Annotated in this window: 15 protein-coding genes and 1 riboswitch; of the genes, 10 read left to right on the forward strand and 5 right to left on the reverse strand. The window is 67.3% G+C overall.

Going from position 1 to position 17,383, the window contains the following annotated elements; translation table 11 throughout:
- Positions 1-150: 150 nt before the first annotated feature.
- Positions 151-897, reverse strand: a complete 747-nt coding sequence (locus tag NQJ30_RS05120; protein ID WP_255768672.1) for a TetR/AcrR family transcriptional regulator — start codon at positions 895-897, stop codon at positions 151-153.
- A gap of 129 nt (positions 898-1,026) precedes the next feature.
- Here NQJ30_RS05120 and NQJ30_RS05125 point away from each other — a divergent pair, with 129 nt between their 5' ends.
- Positions 1,027-1,956 (forward strand): NAD-dependent epimerase/dehydratase family protein, encoded by a 930-nt coding sequence (locus NQJ30_RS05125; protein ID WP_255768673.1) that lies wholly within the window; start codon positions 1,027-1,029, stop codon positions 1,954-1,956.
- Positions 1,957-1,974: 18 nt separating this feature from the next.
- Here the strand turns inward: NQJ30_RS05125 and NQJ30_RS05130 are convergent, their stop codons facing one another.
- Complete coding sequence (locus NQJ30_RS05130; RefSeq protein ID WP_255768674.1) at positions 1,975-4,191, reverse strand: MMPL family transporter; 2,217 nt, start codon at positions 4,189-4,191, stop codon at positions 1,975-1,977.
- A 201-nt stretch (positions 4,192-4,392) separates the two neighbouring features.
- Between NQJ30_RS05130 and NQJ30_RS05135 the strand changes: the two genes are divergently transcribed.
- From NQJ30_RS05135 to NQJ30_RS05155, 5 genes are all read left to right on the forward strand, one after another.
- A complete protein-coding gene (locus tag NQJ30_RS05135; protein WP_255768675.1) occupies positions 4,393-4,950 on the forward strand; it encodes a MarR family winged helix-turn-helix transcriptional regulator in 558 nt (185 codons plus the stop codon).
- 114 nt (positions 4,951-5,064) lie between these two features.
- Positions 5,065-5,886, forward strand: coding sequence for a methyltransferase domain-containing protein (locus tag NQJ30_RS05140; protein WP_255768676.1), 822 nt, complete (start codon positions 5,065-5,067; stop codon positions 5,884-5,886).
- A 91-nt stretch (positions 5,887-5,977) separates the two neighbouring features.
- Positions 5,978-6,439, forward strand: a complete 462-nt coding sequence (locus NQJ30_RS05145) for a hypothetical protein (RefSeq protein ID WP_255768677.1) — start codon at positions 5,978-5,980, stop codon at positions 6,437-6,439.
- A gap of 19 nt (positions 6,440-6,458) precedes the next feature.
- Positions 6,459-7,082, forward strand: coding sequence for a LysE family transporter (locus NQJ30_RS05150; RefSeq protein WP_255768678.1), 624 nt, complete (start codon positions 6,459-6,461; stop codon positions 7,080-7,082).
- A 42-nt stretch (positions 7,083-7,124) separates the two neighbouring features.
- The gene (locus NQJ30_RS05155) at positions 7,125-9,314 is read left to right on the forward strand and encodes a chorismate-binding protein (protein ID WP_255768679.1); all 2,190 of its coding nucleotides are present in this window, start codon (positions 7,125-7,127) and stop codon (positions 9,312-9,314) included.
- Between the two features lie 17 nt (positions 9,315-9,331).
- Here the strand turns inward: NQJ30_RS05155 and cls are convergent, their stop codons facing one another.
- Complete coding sequence (gene cls, locus NQJ30_RS05160) at positions 9,332-10,807, reverse strand: cardiolipin synthase (RefSeq protein WP_374113218.1); 1,476 nt, start codon at positions 10,805-10,807, stop codon at positions 9,332-9,334.
- A 93-nt stretch (positions 10,808-10,900) separates the two neighbouring features.
- Between cls and NQJ30_RS05165 the strand changes: the two genes are divergently transcribed.
- From NQJ30_RS05165 to NQJ30_RS05180, 4 genes are read left to right on the forward strand one after another with little or no spacing between them, the layout of a single operon-like run.
- Positions 10,901-11,842, forward strand: coding sequence for an aminodeoxychorismate lyase (locus NQJ30_RS05165; RefSeq protein ID WP_255768680.1), 942 nt, complete (start codon positions 10,901-10,903; stop codon positions 11,840-11,842).
- A gap of 5 nt (positions 11,843-11,847) precedes the next feature.
- Entirely contained in the window at positions 11,848-12,348 is a 501-nt protein-coding gene (locus NQJ30_RS05170) for an NUDIX domain-containing protein (protein ID WP_255768681.1), read from the forward strand.
- A gap of 10 nt (positions 12,349-12,358) precedes the next feature.
- Positions 12,359-12,823 (forward strand): pyridoxamine 5'-phosphate oxidase family protein, encoded by a 465-nt coding sequence (locus NQJ30_RS05175; RefSeq protein ID WP_255768682.1) that lies wholly within the window; start codon positions 12,359-12,361, stop codon positions 12,821-12,823.
- 47 nt (positions 12,824-12,870) lie between these two features.
- Positions 12,871-14,067, forward strand: a complete 1,197-nt coding sequence (locus tag NQJ30_RS05180) for an acetyl-CoA C-acyltransferase (RefSeq protein WP_255768683.1) — start codon at positions 12,871-12,873, stop codon at positions 14,065-14,067.
- 44 nt (positions 14,068-14,111) lie between these two features.
- Here NQJ30_RS05180 and opgC read toward each other — a convergent pair whose 3' ends face one another.
- Both opgC and NQJ30_RS05190 read right to left on the reverse strand, forming a co-directional pair.
- Positions 14,112-16,583, reverse strand: coding sequence for an OpgC domain-containing protein (gene opgC, locus NQJ30_RS05185; protein ID WP_255768684.1), 2,472 nt, complete (start codon positions 16,581-16,583; stop codon positions 14,112-14,114).
- Between the two features lie 92 nt (positions 16,584-16,675).
- Positions 16,676-17,161: a hypothetical protein gene (locus tag NQJ30_RS05190; RefSeq protein ID WP_255768685.1), complete on the reverse strand. Its 486-nt coding sequence runs from the start codon at positions 17,159-17,161 to the stop codon at positions 16,676-16,678.
- A 106-nt stretch (positions 17,162-17,267) separates the two neighbouring features.
- Positions 17,268-17,382: riboswitch (SAM riboswitch) on the forward strand.
- Position 17,383 lies beyond the last annotated feature (1 nt).

Genomic DNA, 17,383 nt, shown 5'->3' on the forward strand with positions numbered 1-17,383 from the left:
ATTATTGGCCCACGTAGCCGGAACCGTTCGCGTCCGGGCGTCACGCAAAACAGGCTTTCGGCGCCACCGCGGGCCGGCGTCCCCGGAAATCCGCGCGCTTACCGACGACGGACGGCCAAAAGCATGCGTGGCGTGACACGCCGGGCCGGATCAGATCGAGCTGAAGCCCGCCACGCCCGCGAGGACCGCCAGGTGGTGCTCGAAGAGTTCATCGCGGGCGCTGAACGTTTCGGACCCATACTGGCCGAAGACCTCGAAGCTCACGGCGCCGAACAGCGACGTCCACGCCAGCACGCCGTTGGCCACGAGGACGTCGGGCACGGCCAGTCCAAGTTCCGCGCGGATCGTTTCGAAATCGGCAGCAAGCGCCGGAGGCACGGGGGGAGGCACGACGGCGGCACACGCCGGCGGCGTCAGGTCGCCTGCGCGGTAGGCGGCGTCGAGGATCCCCACCAGACGGTAAATCACCCGGGTGCCGGGCGCCGTGGTCTGGCTGGCGGGGGCCTGATAGCCGGGCACCGGGCTGCCGAACAGCAGGCCGTAGCGGGCGGGCTCACGCAGCGCCCAGCCCCGGACTGCGAGTCCCAGGGCAGTAAACCGGCCGGCGAAGTCACGCTCAGGCCGTGCGTTCACGGCCGCATCCACCGCATCACCGAGCTCGTTGTAGGCGTCCACCAGCAGCAGGGTCAGAAGCTCGTCCCGGTTGGCCACGTAGCGGTAGACGGCGGACGAGACAACACCCAGATCCCTTGCTACGGCGCGCAGGGACAGCGCGGCCGCGCCGTGGGTTGCCAGGTGGTCCCGGCCCAGCCGAACAATGTCAGCGATCGTCTGGGCACGGGCCCGCTCCCTGGGCGTCCGGACGGCGGTTTCCGCGTTGGCGGCGGCGTCACTCATGGGTCCAGCATCGCACAAAGCAGAGCAGTGTCAACAATTGAGAGCACTGCTCTTGACGTAGGTCCGGACGGCGAGCATCCTTATTGGAGAGCAGTGCTCTCAAACGAAGAAAGTCTCGAAGGGGAAGTCATGAACGATCTCAATGTTGTCACGGGTGCCGGCCCTGTTGGCTGGGCGGTCGCCGAACAGCTGGCCGGGCAGGGCAAGCACGTGAAGGTACTGACGCGTTCCGGCTCGGGCCCGGCGCATCCGCTGGTGGAACGGCTGACCGTCGACGTCCAGGATGCCGCCCAGGTGCGTGCGGCGTTCGCAGGCGCCACCGCCGTGTTCCACTGCATCCACGGATCCTCCTACACGGCGGACGCGTGGCGGGCGGAACTGCCCCGGGCGGAACAAACGGTGCTGGCCGCGGCGCACGAGGCTGGCGCCGTCGTCGTTTTTCCCGAAAGCCTCTACTCCTACAGCGAGCCGGACCGGCCCATGACCGAAGCGGGGCCGCGGACCGCCCGCGGCGGCAAGCGCGGAGTCCGCACTGACCTGCTCCAGTCCAGGGACGCCTCGCCCGCCAACACCGTCAGCGTGGCGGCCGGCGACTTCTTCGGCCCGCATGTCCGGAACTCCCACGGCGGCGAACGCATGGTGGCGCCTGTCCTGGCGGGAAAGAAACTCTGGGTTGTCGGCAGCGCGGACCAGCCACACTCGTTCACCTACGTCCCGGACCTCGCAGCGGCGATGATCCGCTCCGCGCAGACCCCCGCACTGTGGAACAAAGTGTGGCACGCGCCCACCGGTCCGGCGGTGACGCAGCGGCAGCTGGCAACTGCCTTCGCGGAAGCCGGCGGAGCCGCCCCGCCGAAGATTGGGGCAATCCCCGGTTGGGCGCTCCGGACGATGGGTGTCTTCTCGAAGGATCTCGGGGAGCTCGGCGAGACCCTCTACCAGTTCCAAGAGCCCTTCGTGATGGACTCGGCCGCGAGCCAGGCCGCCCTGGGCCTGCAGCCGACACCCCTGCACCAGGCCGCCGCGGAAACGGTGGCCTGGTGGCGGGCGCAGGGCTGAGGCTACCCAGGGCGGTGGCTACCGGCTGCCGGCGCCTTCCGACTCCAGCTCCACGTCTGCGGTGTCCCGCGTGGCGGCCGCATCCAGCTCCGGACGGCCCAGCTTGCTCGGCCACCAGATGCGCGGGCCGATGTCGGAGGTCAGGGCCGGAACCAGCAGCGAGCGCACCAGGACCGTGTCCAGCAGCACACCGAAGGCCACAATGAACGCCAGTTGGACCAGGAACATGATGGGAATGATGCTCAAGGCGGCAAAGGTGGCGGCCAGCACCACGCCGGCTGACGTGATCACACCGCCGGTCACCCCCAGCCCGCGGAGGATCCCCGGACGCGTCCCGTGCTTCAGCGATTCCTCGCGCACCCGGCTCATGAGGAAGATGTTGTAGTCCACGCCCAGGGCCACCAGGAAGACGAATCCGAATAGCGGCACGGTGGCATCCGCGCCGGGGAAACCGAGCAGATTGTTGAACACCAAGGCCGAGACGCCCATTGCCGCGCCGTAGGACAGCACCACCGAGAGCACCAGGAGGACCGGTGCCACCACGGAGCGGAGCAGGAGCATCAGGATAAAGAGGATGACCACCAGCACCACGGGGATGATGATCACCAGGTCGCGCTGCGCGGTGGTGTTCGTATCCAGGGCCGTGGCGGTCACCCCGCCCACCAGCGCACCGGCGTCGACGGCCTTCACCTCCTGGCGCAGCGCCTTGACCACGTCCTCGGCCTCGATGGAATCCGCGGCATAGTTGAGTGTGGCGTTGATCAGCACTTTGCCGTCGCGGACGTCGGGGGCGGTGGGGGCCCCGGGTGCGCCTGAACCGGTGGAAACGATGGGGACGCTGCCTGGAGCCAGGAGGTAGGCGTCTCCCACGCCGTCGGCCGCTTTGACCTTTGCGAGCACCTCTGCAGCCTTGCCTTCATCCGCAACCACGACGGCGGGGCTGCCGCTGCCGGCGTCGAAATGGCGCGCCAGCGCGTCCTGGCCGTCCACGGCGTTGGACGCTGTGAGGATGACATCCGTCTGCGGCACGCCGTTGGCCTTCAGCTGCAGGATGCCCGTCGAGGCCACCAGCAGCAGGAGGACCGAGGCGATCCACACGGTGCGCGGGCGTCGGGAGACCAGCGAACCGGTGGCACGCCAGAGACCCTTCTGCCCCTCCAGGCCGGTCACCAGCTCCGGTTCGCGCTGGTGGTCCGGGACCAGCTTGGGGCGGAACGGCCAGAACGCGGCCCGGCCCAGGAGTGCCATCAGCGCCGGCAGCAGGGTCAGCGCCGCGAACAGCGAGCAGAGGATGCCCGCGGCGGCCACCGGGCCCAGGCCCTTGTTGGAGTTCAGATCGGAAAACAGCAGGCAGAGGAGAGCAATGATGACGGTGGCGCCGGAAGCCACGATCGGTTCCACGGACGCCTTCCACGCCGTCAACACCGCCGCGGTCCGGTTGTGGGTGTGGGTCAGGGCTTCGCGGAACCGCGCCACGTACAGCAGCGCATAGTCCGTGGCCGCGCCGATCACCAGGATGGACAGGATGCCCTGGCTCTGTCCGTTCAGCTGGATCCAGCCGAGTTTGGCCATTCCGAACACCAGCAGGATGGCGGCGCACAGTGCGAAGACGGACGTCAGCAGGACCGCGATGGGCAGGAGCAGGGAGCGGTAGACGATCAGGAGGATGACAAAGACAGCACCGAGTGCCACCAGCAGCAGGATGCCGTCAATCCCTGCGAACGCGCTGGTGAGGTCCGCGGCCAGGCCAGCAGGTCCGGTCACGAACGTCTGCATGCCCTGCGGGGCGGCGTCGGCAACGGTGGCCCGCAGTTCCTTGACCGCTTCCTTCAGCTCACCGGATGAACGGATCGGGGCGATGAACTGGACAGCTTTCCCGTCCTCGGAGGGGATGGGGCCGATCACGGTGCTGCCGAGCTTGAGGGCTTCCAGGTCGGCTTTCAGGCCGGCGGCCTCGCCCAGCTGGGCCCGGGTGAAGGCCTCAGCATTCTCAATCACGATGACGGCAGGCACTTCATTGGAGTCCCGGAACTTTGCCTGCCATTCCTGCGCCGCCGTGGCTTCGGCACTTGCGGGCAGGAACGAGGCCTGGTCATTCGAGGAGACCTCACTGAGGCGTCCGAACGTGGGTCCGCCAATGCCGGCGACTGCCAGCCACGTGAGCACCAGGAGGACCGGGATGAGCCAGCGGAGCCAGAACGGAACCCGCGCGCTGTGTTGGGGACTGGTTTTCATGATTCCTTCTTGACCGGGGAGCGGAGGCGTACAATTGATTCCATCATAGAGTATCTCCACCATAGAGATAAGTGGCTGTCGTGCAATTTCCTCCATCGTCCCCGTGGAAGGGCCCCGGAGGGCGTTGCTGCAGTAAGATCCGTCAAGGCACCGCGAGGTGCCGCCATCAGCACCGCGGCCGCAGGCAGAGGAGGGACATACATGGCAGGAGAACCCTTCCAGGGGCCACCCGACTCCGCACCGCAGTCCCTCATCCGGCTGCTGCAGGAATTCACGCTTGAGGCCAACCGGTATGCGGACTCCGCCGGCGAGCGCAATGACATGCACCGAACCGATCTGAATGCCCTGGCTGTCATCATGCGCCACACCGCCAAGGGCCTTGTGGTCACGCCCGGCGTCCTGCGGAAGGAACTGCACCTCAGCTCCCCGGCCACCACTGCCCTCATCGACCGGCTGGACAACTCCGGCCACGTGGTCCGCGAACGGCACGCGTCGGACCGGCGGCAGGTCCAGCTCCGCATGACGCCCAAGGCCTTCCAGGACGGCGGCGCCATGTTCCTGCCGCTGTCCCGCCATATGGGGGCGGCCATCGCTGCCTTCTCCCCCGAGGAACTGGAACTGGTGACCCGGTTTATGACCGCCATGGTGGATGCCACCGTCGCCGCCCGCCAGGAAGCGTCCGGCGACGTCCCGGCCACCCCCGGCTCTCCTGCCAACCCCGGAGCCTCGGCCGCTGCTGAGTCCCGCCCGCCCAAGTAGGTAGCGGTACATGTCGTTTTGGGCCCTCATACCCACTTGTGCTGCCACCCAGTTGGGCGGAACCCACGACGGCGGTTCCTCCCATTCCTGCAACGGCGGCGGTAGCGTTTGGTTATGAGTGCGCAGCAGCCTGAAGACGACGATGTGTATACGCACGGCCACCACGAGTCCGTGGTCCGCGCCCACGCTTCCAGGACCGCGGAAAATTCCGCGGCCTTCGTCATCCTGCACCTCACCCCCGGGACATCCGTGCTCGACGTCGGCTGCGGACCCGGGAGCATCACGTGCGATTTCGCCGCGCTGGTTTCCCCGGGAAAGGTGACCGGCCTGGACCGCTCGCCGGACATCATCGCGCAGGCAACGGCGCTCGCCGCTGAACGCGGCGTCACCAATGCTGAGTTCGTCGCGGGCAATATCTATGACCTCGACTTCGAAGATGAGACGTTCGACGTCGTCCATGCCCACCAGGTCCTGCAGCACCTGACCGACCCGGTGGAGGCACTGCGGGAGATGCGCCGCGTGGCGAAGCCCGGCGGCATTGTGGCCGTGCGCGACGCCGACTTCCACGGCATGAGCTGGTACCCGTCACTGCCGGAACTCGACGAGTGGATGGAGCTTTACCAGCAGATCGCCCGCCGTAACGGCGCCGAGCCCGACGCCGGACGCCGCCTGGTCTCCTGGGCCCAATCCGCCGGCTTCACCGACGTGGCGCCCACCAGCAGCAACTGGCTCTACGCCACCGGCCAGCAGCGGAGATGGCAGGCGCGTGTATGGGGCGAGCGGGTGCTGCACTCTGCGTTTGCGGACCAGGCCCTGGAGTACGGTTTCGCCAACGCGGCCGACCTTGCCCGGATCTCTGCGGGCTGGCACCGCTGGGGATCCACCGACGACGGCTGGTTCCTCATTCCCAACGGCGAGGTCATCGCGCGGGCGTGAGCTCCGCGTACCTTTTGGTCCACCGCCTGACTTTTCCACATACGGATATTCCACGCTGACACGCACCATTGCGCCCGAATAGCGTCGGATCATGATCATTCAAGCAGGCTTTGACCTTGAACTACTCGCACGGCCGTTCATAATCCAGGAAGACAAACTGCTCCCCCGGCTGGTGGTGATCGGGCTGGATGCAGAAATGCAGCTGGAGAGCATCACGGTGGCATCCGACCACTTCACGGGAAAGCTGGAGCCGGAGTTCGACGCGGTTCTGGATGAGTTGGAGTCACAACGGATCCGGTATTTTGCGATTGCCCATGCCGGGATCTGGGCGGAGCACTGCCCGCCGTGGGAAGTGCCGATCATCCAGGAGGCCGCCGGCCTGAAAGTGTTGGCGGATCAACGCGGCTTCCGGATGATCGGACACCTTGGCATTGATGAGACGGGATACATGTGCGACGGGCCGCACATGTACTTCGACCAATACCCGCTGGGCGATGACCTTCCGTGCACCATGAGCCACTGGGTGCATTCGAGCTACCGGGGCTACGACTGAACCGCCCTAAACTTGGGAGGTGCAATTCTCCCTTTGGCTCGCGCTTGCGGGCGCCGGCGTCCTGATCAGCTTCACCCCGGGGGCCGGTGCCATCAACACCATGAGCAACTCCCTGACGTCCGGGTTCCGCCGCTCCATTTGGGGGATCCTGGGCCAGCAGGCGGCCTTGGTGGTCCATGTGATCATCGTGGCCCTTGGGGTCGGCGTGCTGGTGGCCAGCTCACCGGTGGCCTTCAACGTGATCCGCTACGCCGGCGCCGCCTACCTTGTGTACCTGGGCATCCGTCAGTTTCTCAGCAAACCGGACCTGGACCAGGAACAGGCGGCCGCACTTCGGAACGAGCCGGGGTGGTCCATGTTCCGTCGCGGCCTGTGGGTCAACCTCCTCAACCCCAAGGCCATCGTTTTCTTCCTCGCCTTCATGCCGCAGTTCATCCGCCCGGAACAGCCGCTCCTGCCCCAGTACGCGGTACTCACCACCACCGTGGTGGTCATCGACATCATGGTCATGTGGTTCTTCTTTGCGCTGGCCGCCAAGTCCTTCCAGCGTTTCACCCACAACGCCCACGGACAGAAGGTCCTGAGCCGCATATTCGGGGTCCTCTTTGTCGCAGTCGGCGTTCTCCTCGCCGTGATCCACTAGCCCATGCAGCAAGCGACACCACAGCAGGTACGCTCTACTTTCATGACCCCCGCACCCGTGATCATCGCCATTGACGGGCGTTCCGGAGCAGGCAAGACCACGCTGGCTATCGAACTGGCTGCGCGGCTGCGGAACCACCACAAGGTCTCCCTGTTCCATCTTGAGGACATTTACCCGGGCTGGAACGGCCTCACGGCCGGCATCGAGCGCTACGTTTCGACCGTCCTGACACCGCTGAGCGGCGGCGAAGCAGCCACCTGGACCAGCTGGGACTGGGCAAACCACTACGACGGCGAGACCCGCACCACCCTCCCCGCGGAAATCGTGATCATCGAGGGCGTCGGTGCCGCCGCGGCTGAAGCACGGCCTCTGCTCAGCGCCGTGGTATGGGCGGATTCACCGGACGATGTCCGCCGGAAGCGCGCGCTGGACCGTGATGGCGGCACTTATGAGCCGTTCTGGGAACAATGGGCGGCGCAGGAAGATGACTGGCTCGCCGACGACGATGTCCCGGGACATGCCGACATCCGAGTGCTGAATCATGCTGACGGATCGGCCCCGGCGGACGTCCTCCAGGCACTCTCCTACCTCCCTGCACTGGCACCGGTCATGGTTCCCGAACTTGCCGCCCGCCGCGGCCTGAAGCTACGGGCGGAGCGCCTGGAGGGCCGGCCGGACACCGCAGCCCTCTTCGCGACGCTGTACGGAACTTCCGTGAACGCCGCCTGGCTGGACTCCTCCAACGCCCCCGCTGCCCCGGAGCCGGCCGCCCCGGAGGATGGTCTTCCGGGAACTGGTCTCCCGGCTGCCGGGAGTCCGGCGCAACAGTCACCCGCCGCCGCCCGCAGCCGCTTCAGCATCCTCGCGGACGACGCCGGAACCTACGGCCAGTCGGTCACGCACCGCTCCGGCGAAAGCGTGGTCACCGCCGGATCAGCAACAGTCCGTGTGCCGGGACCGTTCTTCCGCTGGCTAGACACCGTCTGGGGACGCAGGGCCGTTCGCACCCCCGACGCCTATCCCGGCGACTTCACCCTGGGCTGGGTGGGCTGCCTGGGCTATGAGCTCAAGCGTGAAACCGGCGGCTCGGACCTGGCGTCACCCACCCCCGATGCGGCGCTGATTTTCGCCGGCCGGGCCGTCGTGGTGGACCATGTCGAGGGGACGGTCTGGCTCCTGGCTTTGGATGCGCCCGACGCGGACAGTTGGCTGGCCGCCGCACGCAGCGCCGCCAACGCAAACGGCGGCAGCAGCGCAACCGCCGTCAACGCAAGCGCAGTGAACGCAACCGCCGCCCCGGCTACCCAAGCCGGCGGCAGCTCCGGCATCGCGCCTCCCCGCGGTCCCGTTTTCACCAGCCGCGACACCGAAGAGTCCTACAAACAGAAAATCGCGGCCGCACAACACGAGATCCATGAGGGGAACTCGTATGAGGTCTGCCTCACCACCACGCTCACGGCCACGCTGCCGGCCGGCGCGGCGGACCCGTGGCCCACCTACCTGGCCCTGCGACGGAGGAACCCGGCACCGTTCGCCAGCTACCTGCGCTTTGGCGGCCTGGCCGTGGCAAGCACCTCGCCGGAGCGGTTCCTGCGTATCACGTCCGACGGCGGCATGCGCGCCGAACCCATCAAGGGCACCCGCCGCCGGGGTACTGATCCGGAGCGGGACAGGGCCCTGCGGGAGGATTTGGCGTCATCGCTGAAGGACCGCGCGGAGAACATCATGATCGTGGACCTGCTGCGGAATGACCTTAGCCACTTCGCCGAGCCCGGATCCGTGACGGTCAGCCGGCTGTGCGAGATCGAAAGCTACGCCACGGTCCACCAGATGGTGAGCACCATCGACGCCCGGCTGATGCCGGGCTCGCCGCGCGCGGAAGCCGTGGCTGCGTGCTTCCCGGCCGGGTCCATGACCGGCGCGCCGAAAATCAGCACCATGGCCATCCTGGACCGGCTGGAGGACGGCCCGCGCGGGTTGTACTCGGGCGCCATCGGCTATTTCTCGCTGAACGGAGCCACGGATTTGGCGGTAGCCATCCGCACGCTCGTCACCTACACCGCGAACGGCCCGGACGGGAACGGCAGCCACGGGGCCGCAACGGCGGAACTGACCCTCGGCGTCGGCGGCGCCATCACCGCCGACTCAGTACCGGATGAGGAGTACGACGAAATCCGGGTAAAGGCGTACGGCGTGCTTTCCACACTCGGCGCGGAGTTCCCGGACCGATAGACCGCGAACCCGCGGAGTTACTGGACGGTGGCCGTCAGCCGCGCCACGTTGTCGATGTAGCGGGCAGCGAGGGGCCGGTTCACCCAGCTTTCAAGCAGGAGCTCCGTGGAAATGTCCCGGTACGTGTCTTCCACCGCGCGCATGCTCTTCACGATGTCCGCGCCGAGCAGCATCACCGAGACCTCCATGTTCAAGGAGAAGGAGCGCATGTCCATGTTGCTGGAGCCGAGGACGGCAACTTCGTCGTCGATGGTGAAGTGCTTGGCGTGGAGCACAAACGGGGCTTTGTAGAGGTAGATCCGGACGCCGGCTTCCAGCAGCGCCTCGTAGTAGGAGCGCTGGGCATGGTGGACCAGGAACTGGTCGCCCTTTTCCGAAACGAACAGCTCCACGTCCACGCCCCGCTGGGCCGCGGTGGTAATGGCGTAGAGCAGCGAGTCGTCGGGGACGAAGTACGGGCTGCAGATGGAAATCCGGTGCTGGGCCGAGTAGATCAGGGTGGTGAAGAGGCGCAGGTTGTTTTCCGTGATGAACCCGGGCCCGCTGGGCACTACCTGGGCAGTGACGTTGCCGGGTTCCGGGTTGGCCGGGAGCTGCAGCTGGTGTTCGAGATTTTCGTCGGTCTCGCTGAGCCAGTCGGTGGCAAAAACCACGTTCAAGGTGGTGACGATGGGCCCGCGCAGGCGCGCCATCAGTTCCACCCATTCGCGGCCGGCTTTGCGGTGCTTCGGGTTGTTGTAGGACGGCTCAATCAGGTTCTGCGAACCGGTGAAGGCGATTTCGCCGTCCACCACCATGATCTTGCGGTGGTTCCTGAGGTCCGGACGGCGCCACTGGCCCTGGGTAGGCAGCAGCGGCAGCATCCGACGCCATTGGATTTTGCTTGCCTTGAGCCGGGTCAGGAGGTTGCGGTAGCCCTTGATCCGGAGGGTGCCGATGTGGTCGAACAGCACCCGCACTTCCACGCCGCGTTCGGCTGCCTCTTCCATCGCCGTCAGGAGGTCGTTGGTGACATGGTCCGTGCTCATGATGTAGAACTCGGCGTTGACGAATTTCCTGGCGCCGCGGACGGCCTCAGTCATGGCAAGGATGGAGTCCGGATAACCGGGGATCAGGTCCACGGAGTTGCCGTCCACCATCGGCAGGGAACCCAGCCGGCGGTTCAGTTCACCCGCGGACTTGACCCAGTCCGGGCCCGGATAGTCACTTTCGACGTCGGCAAGCGCCGAGATGCCGGACCGCACCCTCGTGTTGACAATCTCCTGCTGCTTCCGGCGCCGGCTGGAGAGCTTGAAGTTCCCGAAAAGAAGGAACAGAACCAGGCCGAGGAACGGGATGAAGAAGATCCCCAACAGCCAGGCCATGGCCGTGGTGGGGCGCCTGTTGCCGGGAATGATGCCCACGGCCAGGACCCTGATCACCAGATCCGCAATGCTCAGAAGCACCACAAGCCACGTCGGCGCAGTACCGGCAAGCGAAATCGGCCACAACACTGGAAATACCCCCGGGGTGTGCGCACCGGCGGACGGATTCCGGCCGGGCAATGACCAAAGCTTAGCCGCGCCGGGCCCGACTAAGCTGGAGCCATGACCTCTCCTGCGCCCGTGGTGCTCGTTTTCCTTGACCCCGACTACCCGGAAGGCCGCCTGGCCGACGCCTCGCAGCCCCAGCTGATGGCCACGGACCAGGGTGCCACGCGCGGTGACGGCGTGTTCGAATCCATGCTGGCCGTGGGCGGAATCGTGCGGAAACTGCAGGCCCACCTGGACCGGCTGGGCGGGTCAGCCGAGGCCCTTGACCTCGTTATTCCGGCGCAGGAGCAGTGGCGCGCCGCCATCGCCACCGGCGTCGCGGAGCACCGCGGCCAGCACCCCTCGGCGTCGCCGGAAGAGGATGAGGTGGTGGTCAAACTCGTGGCAACACGGGGCCCGGAAGGCGCCGACTCCCCCACCTGCTGGGTGCAGGTATCCCCCGTAGGTGCCCTCGGCCGCCGCCAGCGCGAGGCCGGCATCGACGTCATCCTCCTGGACCGAGGCTACGACAGCGATGTTGCGGACCGCGCCCCCTGGCTGCTGCTCGGTGCCAAAACCCTTTCGTATGCGGTGAACATGGCCGCGCTGCGGCACGCGCACAAACAGGGCGCCGACGACGTGATCTTCCTGTCCGCCGACGGCCGGGTCCTGGAAGGGCCCACCTCCACCGTCCTGCTGGCACACGTGGAAACATCCGACGACGGCGCCGGCGGCATCCGCACCGTCCGCCGGCTGATCACGCCCCAGCTGGACACCGGGATCCTCGCCGGCACGTCCCAGAACGCACTTTTCAGGGCCGCGAAGGCGGCCGGTTGGGAACTGGGGTACGGTCCGCTGGAACCGCAGGACCTCCTGGACGCTGACGCCGTGTGGCTGATTTCCAGCATCCGCCTGCTGGCGCCCGTGAACCACATAGACGGCAAGGAAATCGGCACGCCGGCCCTGCAAAAGCAGCTGACGGCCGAACTGAGCGCACTGTACGCAGGAATCCAGTAGGTCCCATGACGGTGCGCAGCGCGGGCATCCTGCTGTACCGGCACGGCCCGGGAGGCGGGCTGGAACTCTGGATTGGGCACATGGGCGGGCCTTTCTGGGCCGGCAAAAAGTCGCATTCCTGGTCGCTTCCCAAGGGCGAGTACCAGGCGGACGAGGACCCGCTGGCCGCAGCCCGCCGCGAGTTCACTGAGGAGATCGGCACCCCGCCGCCGGCCGCTGACTATGCCCTGCTCGGCGAATTCCGCCAGCCGTCCGGGAAGCGCATCACGGTGTTCACCGCGGCGGCCGCCGATTTCCAGCCGGAAGAGATTGTCAGCAACACCTTCCCGCTCGAATGGCCGAGGGGTTCCGGGACGGTCCGGGAGTTCCCCGAAATCGACGACGCCCGGTGGGTCACCGAGGCCGATGCACGCGACAAGCTCGTCAAGGGCCAGCTGCCCGTCCTGGATGCCCTCGTCCAGGGCCTCGGCGTCGAAGGCCTGTTGAAACGGCAGGATCATCCGTAAGGTTTGGTCCATGAACTCGCACACGGATCCGATCATCAAACTGACCTTTGACGAATGCTGGGAACTGCTCGCCGACGAGATCGTGGGGCGCCTGGCCCTGGTGGTGGACGGCCATCCGGAGATCTTCCCGGTCAACTACATCCTGCAGCGCAGGACCATCGCCTTCCGCAGCGCCGGCGGCACGAAGCTGTGGAGCGCGGCGTCGGAGCGGCCCGCGGCGCTTGAAATCGATGGCTACGATCCCGGCACCGAGCAGGCCTGGAGCGTGGTGGTGCGCGGCGACACGGAGTTGATCGAAGACCAGGCTGAGAAGGACGCCGTGGACGCCCTCCACCTGGAACCGTGGCAGCCCGGGGACAAGAACTTTTACATCCGGCTGACCCCGCGCGCCCTCACCGGCCGCCGGTTCCGGGTCAACAAGCCGGACGTCTGGAACACCCGGCCTGCGGACCGCCGGCGCGCCTCCTTCGAATAACCCGTCTTTCAACCACCCGTCCTTCAACAACCCGTAGGCGCACTTCCATGAGCAACGATGCCCGCGTCCCCGTCATCCTGGGCGGGGCCCGCACCCCCTTCGGCAGGTTCCGCGGCGGCCTCTCCGGCCTGACCTCAAGCGAACTTGGCGCCCACGCCATCCGCAGCGCCCTGGCACGGACCGGGGTGGCTCCGGAGCAGATCCAGGCCGTGATCGTGGGCCAGGTGATCCAGGCAGGCGCCGGCCAGGGACCCGCCCGGCAGGCCAGCCTCGCCGCCGGCATCGGGTGGGACGTGCCCACCGTGACCATCAACAAACTCTGCCTGTCGGGGCTGACCGCCGTGATCGACGCCGCCCGGATGATCCGTGCCGGCGAGGCCGACTTCATTGTGGCTGCGGGCCAGGAATCGATGACCAACGCTCCGCACCTGCTGCCCAGGCTCCGCGGCGGCGTGGCCATCGGCGACACGGCGCTGCTCGATTCGCTCAATTTCGACGGCCTGCAGGACCCCCGCACCGGGGAACTGATGGGCTCCGCCACCGACGCCGGGAACGCCCGCCTCGGCATCAACCGGGAGGACCAGGACACCGTCGCGGCCCGCTCCCACCAGCGGGCGGAAGCCGCCCGGGCGGCCGGCATCCTGGCCGCGGAGATCGCTCCGGTGGAAGTGCCGCAGCGCCGCGGCCCCGCCGTCGTGATCGATGCTGACGAAGGGATCCGGCCAGGCACGACGACGGCGGCACTCGCAGCCCTGAAGCCCGCCTTCTCCACGGCGGACTCAGCCACCATCACCGCAGGGTCCTCCTCACCGCTCTCCGACGGCGCGGCCGCCGTGGTGGTGGCCAGCAAGGCAGCAGCGGAAGCGGCCGGCCTCAGCTGGATCGCCGAAATCGGAGCCCACGGGCAGACCGCCGGACCAGACGGTTCCCTGCACTCCCAGCCGTCCCGCGCCATCGAGCGTGCCCTGAAGCTTGAGGGGCTGACCGTCGCGGAGCTGGACCTTATCGAGGTCAACGAAGCCTTCGCCTCGGTGGTGCTGCAGTCCGCCAAGGACTTGGGAATCGACGCCGAACGGATCAACGCCGACGGCGGCGCCATCGCCCTGGGGCACCCGGTGGGCGCCTCCGGGACCCGGCTGGTGCTGCACCAGTCCCTGGCGCTGCAACGCCGCGGCGGCGGCACCGGTGTGGTGGCGCTGTGCGGCGGCGGCGGCCAGGGCGAGGCGCTAATCCTGAAGGCCTGACGCGGACCCTTGCCGGATGCCGGGTCAGGTGCCCGGGTATCGGCTCAGGTGGGAATGATTCCGAACAGGACCCGCTTTTTCACCATCAGCCACAGCAGGCCCAGGATCGCCGCGTAGGCAGCCGTGTTGAGCAGGAGGTCTGCCTGCTTCAGGGCCGGGATGTTGGCGATCACGGCGATCAGCACAACGTGCAGGATGAAGACATAGAGCGTGGCCTGCCCGAGCGGGATCAGGAACCACCCGAGGCCGCGTTCCACCGGTTTCCAGTACGCGCTCAGGAACGCGTAGGCGGCCACCACCAGGACCAGGACGTTGAGCAGCCGGCCGGGATCCAGGTAGGTGCGGGCAAAGAAGGTGTCGTACATGACCCGGTAGGCAGCATCCGGGATGACGGCCAGGCGCAGGTCGAAACTGTTGGCCAGATACGGATTGCACCAGGACAGGAACGCGAAGACGGCCGCGAGCACCGTACACGCTGCCACCACCCACTGATGTGCCGACAGCCAGGCGACGATGCGGTGCCGGTGGAAACCTGCCACAAGGCCGAGGACAAACAGCACCTGCCACACCAGCAGCGGGAAGGAGTCCTCAAACTGGGACGGCAGCAGACGGAACCGCGTCACGGCGCCCACCGCGTACAGGCCCAGCGTGGCGGCCAGGACCCACAGCCACTTGCCCCGGTTGAGTGCCGCAAGGACCAGGGGGCTGATGAGGAGCAACACAACGTAGAGGCCCATCACGTTGAATTGCCAGGGCCCGAACTGCAGGAGGATGATGGCGGGCAGGATTTGGGCGGGGACCGGGAACTGCAGCAGGGTTTCCATCCCGGCGTACAGGTCGTAGGTACGGCCGACGGCGTTGTGCCCGGCCCCGCCGGTTCCCTGGTCCACGTAGGTGGTCAGCGCATCGGTCTGGAAGAACGGCAGCAGCGAGAGCAGGAAGACGCCCACCAGCACGGCCAATGCCGTCATGTACAGCTTGCCGGCACGGCGGGACGTCAGGTCCACCACCTTGCCGAAGTCGTCCCTGACCCTGGGGCCATAGACCATGCCCACCACCAGCCCGGAGAACAGGACGAACAGTTCCGCGCCGGACACGAACCCCACCGCCTCCTGGGTGAACAGCTGGAACAGCGAGGTCATGCCCAGGTGGTTGACCACCACAAAAACAATGGCCACCCCGCGCAGGAAGTCCACGCGAGAATCCCGCTTGGACGGCGGGCCGTACCCCCAGCCGGCCACCGCACCTACCCGCCGCGGCAGTTGCCACAGGCCAACCAAAAGGATGAGCATGGCCGCAGCCACGCTCCAGGCCGCGGCCCCGGACAGGGAATTGGCGGGCGTTGCCTGCTGGCCCCCTCTGACAGCCGTCACCGGGCCGGTGGTGAGGCCGGACTCGGCCAGCCTCTTGCCCGCCGCGCCGGCAATGCCGCCGTTGCCCGTCAGCCGCCAGTCAATGCTGACCACGCCTGTGTCCCGCGTGCTGGTCCGTTCGTCCCAGACGACGGCGGCCGTCCGGGCAAAATCCGCTGACGTGGCCGTGGCCAGGGTTTGGTCCCACCAGGACGCCTTGATCTCGGCTTCCGCGGCGCCGCCCGCGGCGGGGCTGTAGAACGCAGCCGTCTGGAGCAGCATCGGCTTGTTCCGCCCGGCGGCGTAGGCGGCATAGAAATCCTCGTTGCCGGACTGGGTCAGCATCGCGGTCAGCTCGCCCCCGGCCGGGAGGGTGTTGACGGCGGAGTTGCCGCCGGTGTCATCGTGGTACGCCGTCAGCCCTACCCACTCCACGGCATCGTCGCCCGGATAGTACGGTGCATAGGCGGCATCTGACCCGTCCCAGCGTCCGTCACCGTTCGTGTCCAGCAGGGCGAAACCCTCAGAACCCTGCGCCGGGGCGTTCCGGTGCCGCGCAAACGGGTAGTCACGCCCAAGGAAAGGCTGCCACACCATCACGGTGCCGGCGTCGTCCGTTGCTTTGAACTGAGCGGCGACGTTCCGGAATGCTGCCCTGTAGGCGTCCGGCTGCTGGCCCCATTCCACCCAGCTTGAGTTCATGTCCGGGGCGAAGCGGATCAGGAGGGTGCCTTTGAAGGACCCCGCCAATTGTCCAACCTTGGCCGCGAAGGCCTTGGCGGCAGCCGGGTCCACCTGGTCCAGTGCCGTGGTAGGCCGCACCGTGAGCATGGCATGGGAACCCTGCCCGGCGACCTGGCCCAGGTACTCGCGGATGTCCTGCTCCTCGCCGGGCCGCACGGGCAGCGAGATCTCGTGTCCGAGGAGCGCCGGTGCCGCCCCGAGCCGATCGGCAAAACCCTGGGCCGAGTCCTCGCCCCACTCCAGGACCGCCCCGAGCAGGGGCTTGCCCTTCGCCGGTTCAGGCTCTGCCGCCCGGGCCGCGCCCGCGGGCAGCAGGCCCAACAGGAGGAGCAGCGCCGCCAGGAGTGCGGCTGGCAGAGGGCGCCGGAATCCGGGCACGGCCGACGGCGGCACCCGCCTGAGTGCGGTGGCTGTTCGCATGCTGGTGTTGGACCTTCCCCCAGACGGCTGTTACAGAGACGGTGGCCGGTGCCCCCGCCAAACTCTATCGGTCTTCGCAGGTCAGGCCCGCTTTAAGGCGCCAGGATCACCAGCGTCTCCAGGCGCTGGGCACAGGAGGCCCTAATCAGGGTCCGCTGCCCCGAAGCGGCCCGGTTGTTAACTCCGGTGTCATCGCACCAGTCCACGTTATACGGGTACGCGGTGACACCGGCTTTCCCGGGGGACATGCCCGCCGGGACGGTGAACACGAAAGTGAAGCCGCCGTCGTCGGTCATGGGTGCGAGCTCTTCCAAAACGGGGGTGCCGTCCGCATTCAGCAGTTGCACCTGGACCTGGGCGCCCGCGCCATAACGTGCATCGCAGGCAGCGTCCGGGGCGCTGACCGTGACCTGATCGCCGGGTTTCGCCTCCGACGGCGCCACGCTGAACGCGGGCGGCATGCACGGCGGCGGCGCGAAAACGTTCCGGCAGCTGCTGAGCGCCACGGTCAGAAACACGGCACACAGCACTCCGGCCACAAAGCGCCGCAACCCACGGCTCAAACGGTTCTCCCCCATGGTCCGATTCTGATGCCCGGCTGCCGCGCATGGAAGCACGTGTTGGTTACGGAACATGACGGCGGCGGCCGTGCCGACGGGCGGCCCGGGTGTTACGTTTTTCGGGAGTAATGAGAACCGGCGCCAAGCCCTGACTGGCCGGTCGGCAACCCTCCTATCGCGGCGGGGTGCCTCAGGTGAATACTCGGCATATCGACCCATTCGAGCTGCAAGCGTGAAGAA

Source organism: Pseudarthrobacter sulfonivorans (assembly GCF_024391045.1).
GTDB classification, from domain to species: Bacteria; Actinomycetota; Actinomycetes; order Actinomycetales; family Micrococcaceae; genus Arthrobacter; species Arthrobacter sulfonivorans_B.

Coding starts and splice junctions, on each gene's coding strand:
- NQJ30_RS05120 (WP_255768672.1), bottom strand. CDS start 897: ATGAGTGACGCCGCCGCCAACGCGGAAACCGCCGTCCGGACGCCCAGG.
- NQJ30_RS05125 (WP_255768673.1), top strand. CDS start 1,027: ATGAACGATCTCAATGTTGTCACGGGTGCCGGCCCTGTTGGCTGGGCG.
- NQJ30_RS05130 (WP_255768674.1), bottom strand. CDS start 4,191: ATGAAAACCAGTCCCCAACACAGCGCGCGGGTTCCGTTCTGGCTCCGC.
- NQJ30_RS05135 (WP_255768675.1), top strand. CDS start 4,393: ATGGCAGGAGAACCCTTCCAGGGGCCACCCGACTCCGCACCGCAGTCC.
- NQJ30_RS05140 (WP_255768676.1), top strand. CDS start 5,065: ATGAGTGCGCAGCAGCCTGAAGACGACGATGTGTATACGCACGGCCAC.
- NQJ30_RS05145 (WP_255768677.1), top strand. CDS start 5,978: ATGATCATTCAAGCAGGCTTTGACCTTGAACTACTCGCACGGCCGTTC.
- NQJ30_RS05155 (WP_255768679.1), top strand. CDS start 7,125: ATGACCCCCGCACCCGTGATCATCGCCATTGACGGGCGTTCCGGAGCA.
- NQJ30_RS05165 (WP_255768680.1), top strand. CDS start 10,901: ATGACCTCTCCTGCGCCCGTGGTGCTCGTTTTCCTTGACCCCGACTAC.
- NQJ30_RS05170 (WP_255768681.1), top strand. CDS start 11,848: ATGACGGTGCGCAGCGCGGGCATCCTGCTGTACCGGCACGGCCCGGGA.
- NQJ30_RS05175 (WP_255768682.1), top strand. CDS start 12,359: ATGAACTCGCACACGGATCCGATCATCAAACTGACCTTTGACGAATGC.
- NQJ30_RS05180 (WP_255768683.1), top strand. CDS start 12,871: ATGAGCAACGATGCCCGCGTCCCCGTCATCCTGGGCGGGGCCCGCACC.
- opgC (WP_255768684.1), bottom strand. CDS start 16,583: ATGCGAACAGCCACCGCACTCAGGCGGGTGCCGCCGTCGGCCGTGCCC.
- NQJ30_RS05190 (WP_255768685.1), bottom strand. CDS start 17,161: ATGGGGGAGAACCGTTTGAGCCGTGGGTTGCGGCGCTTTGTGGCCGGA.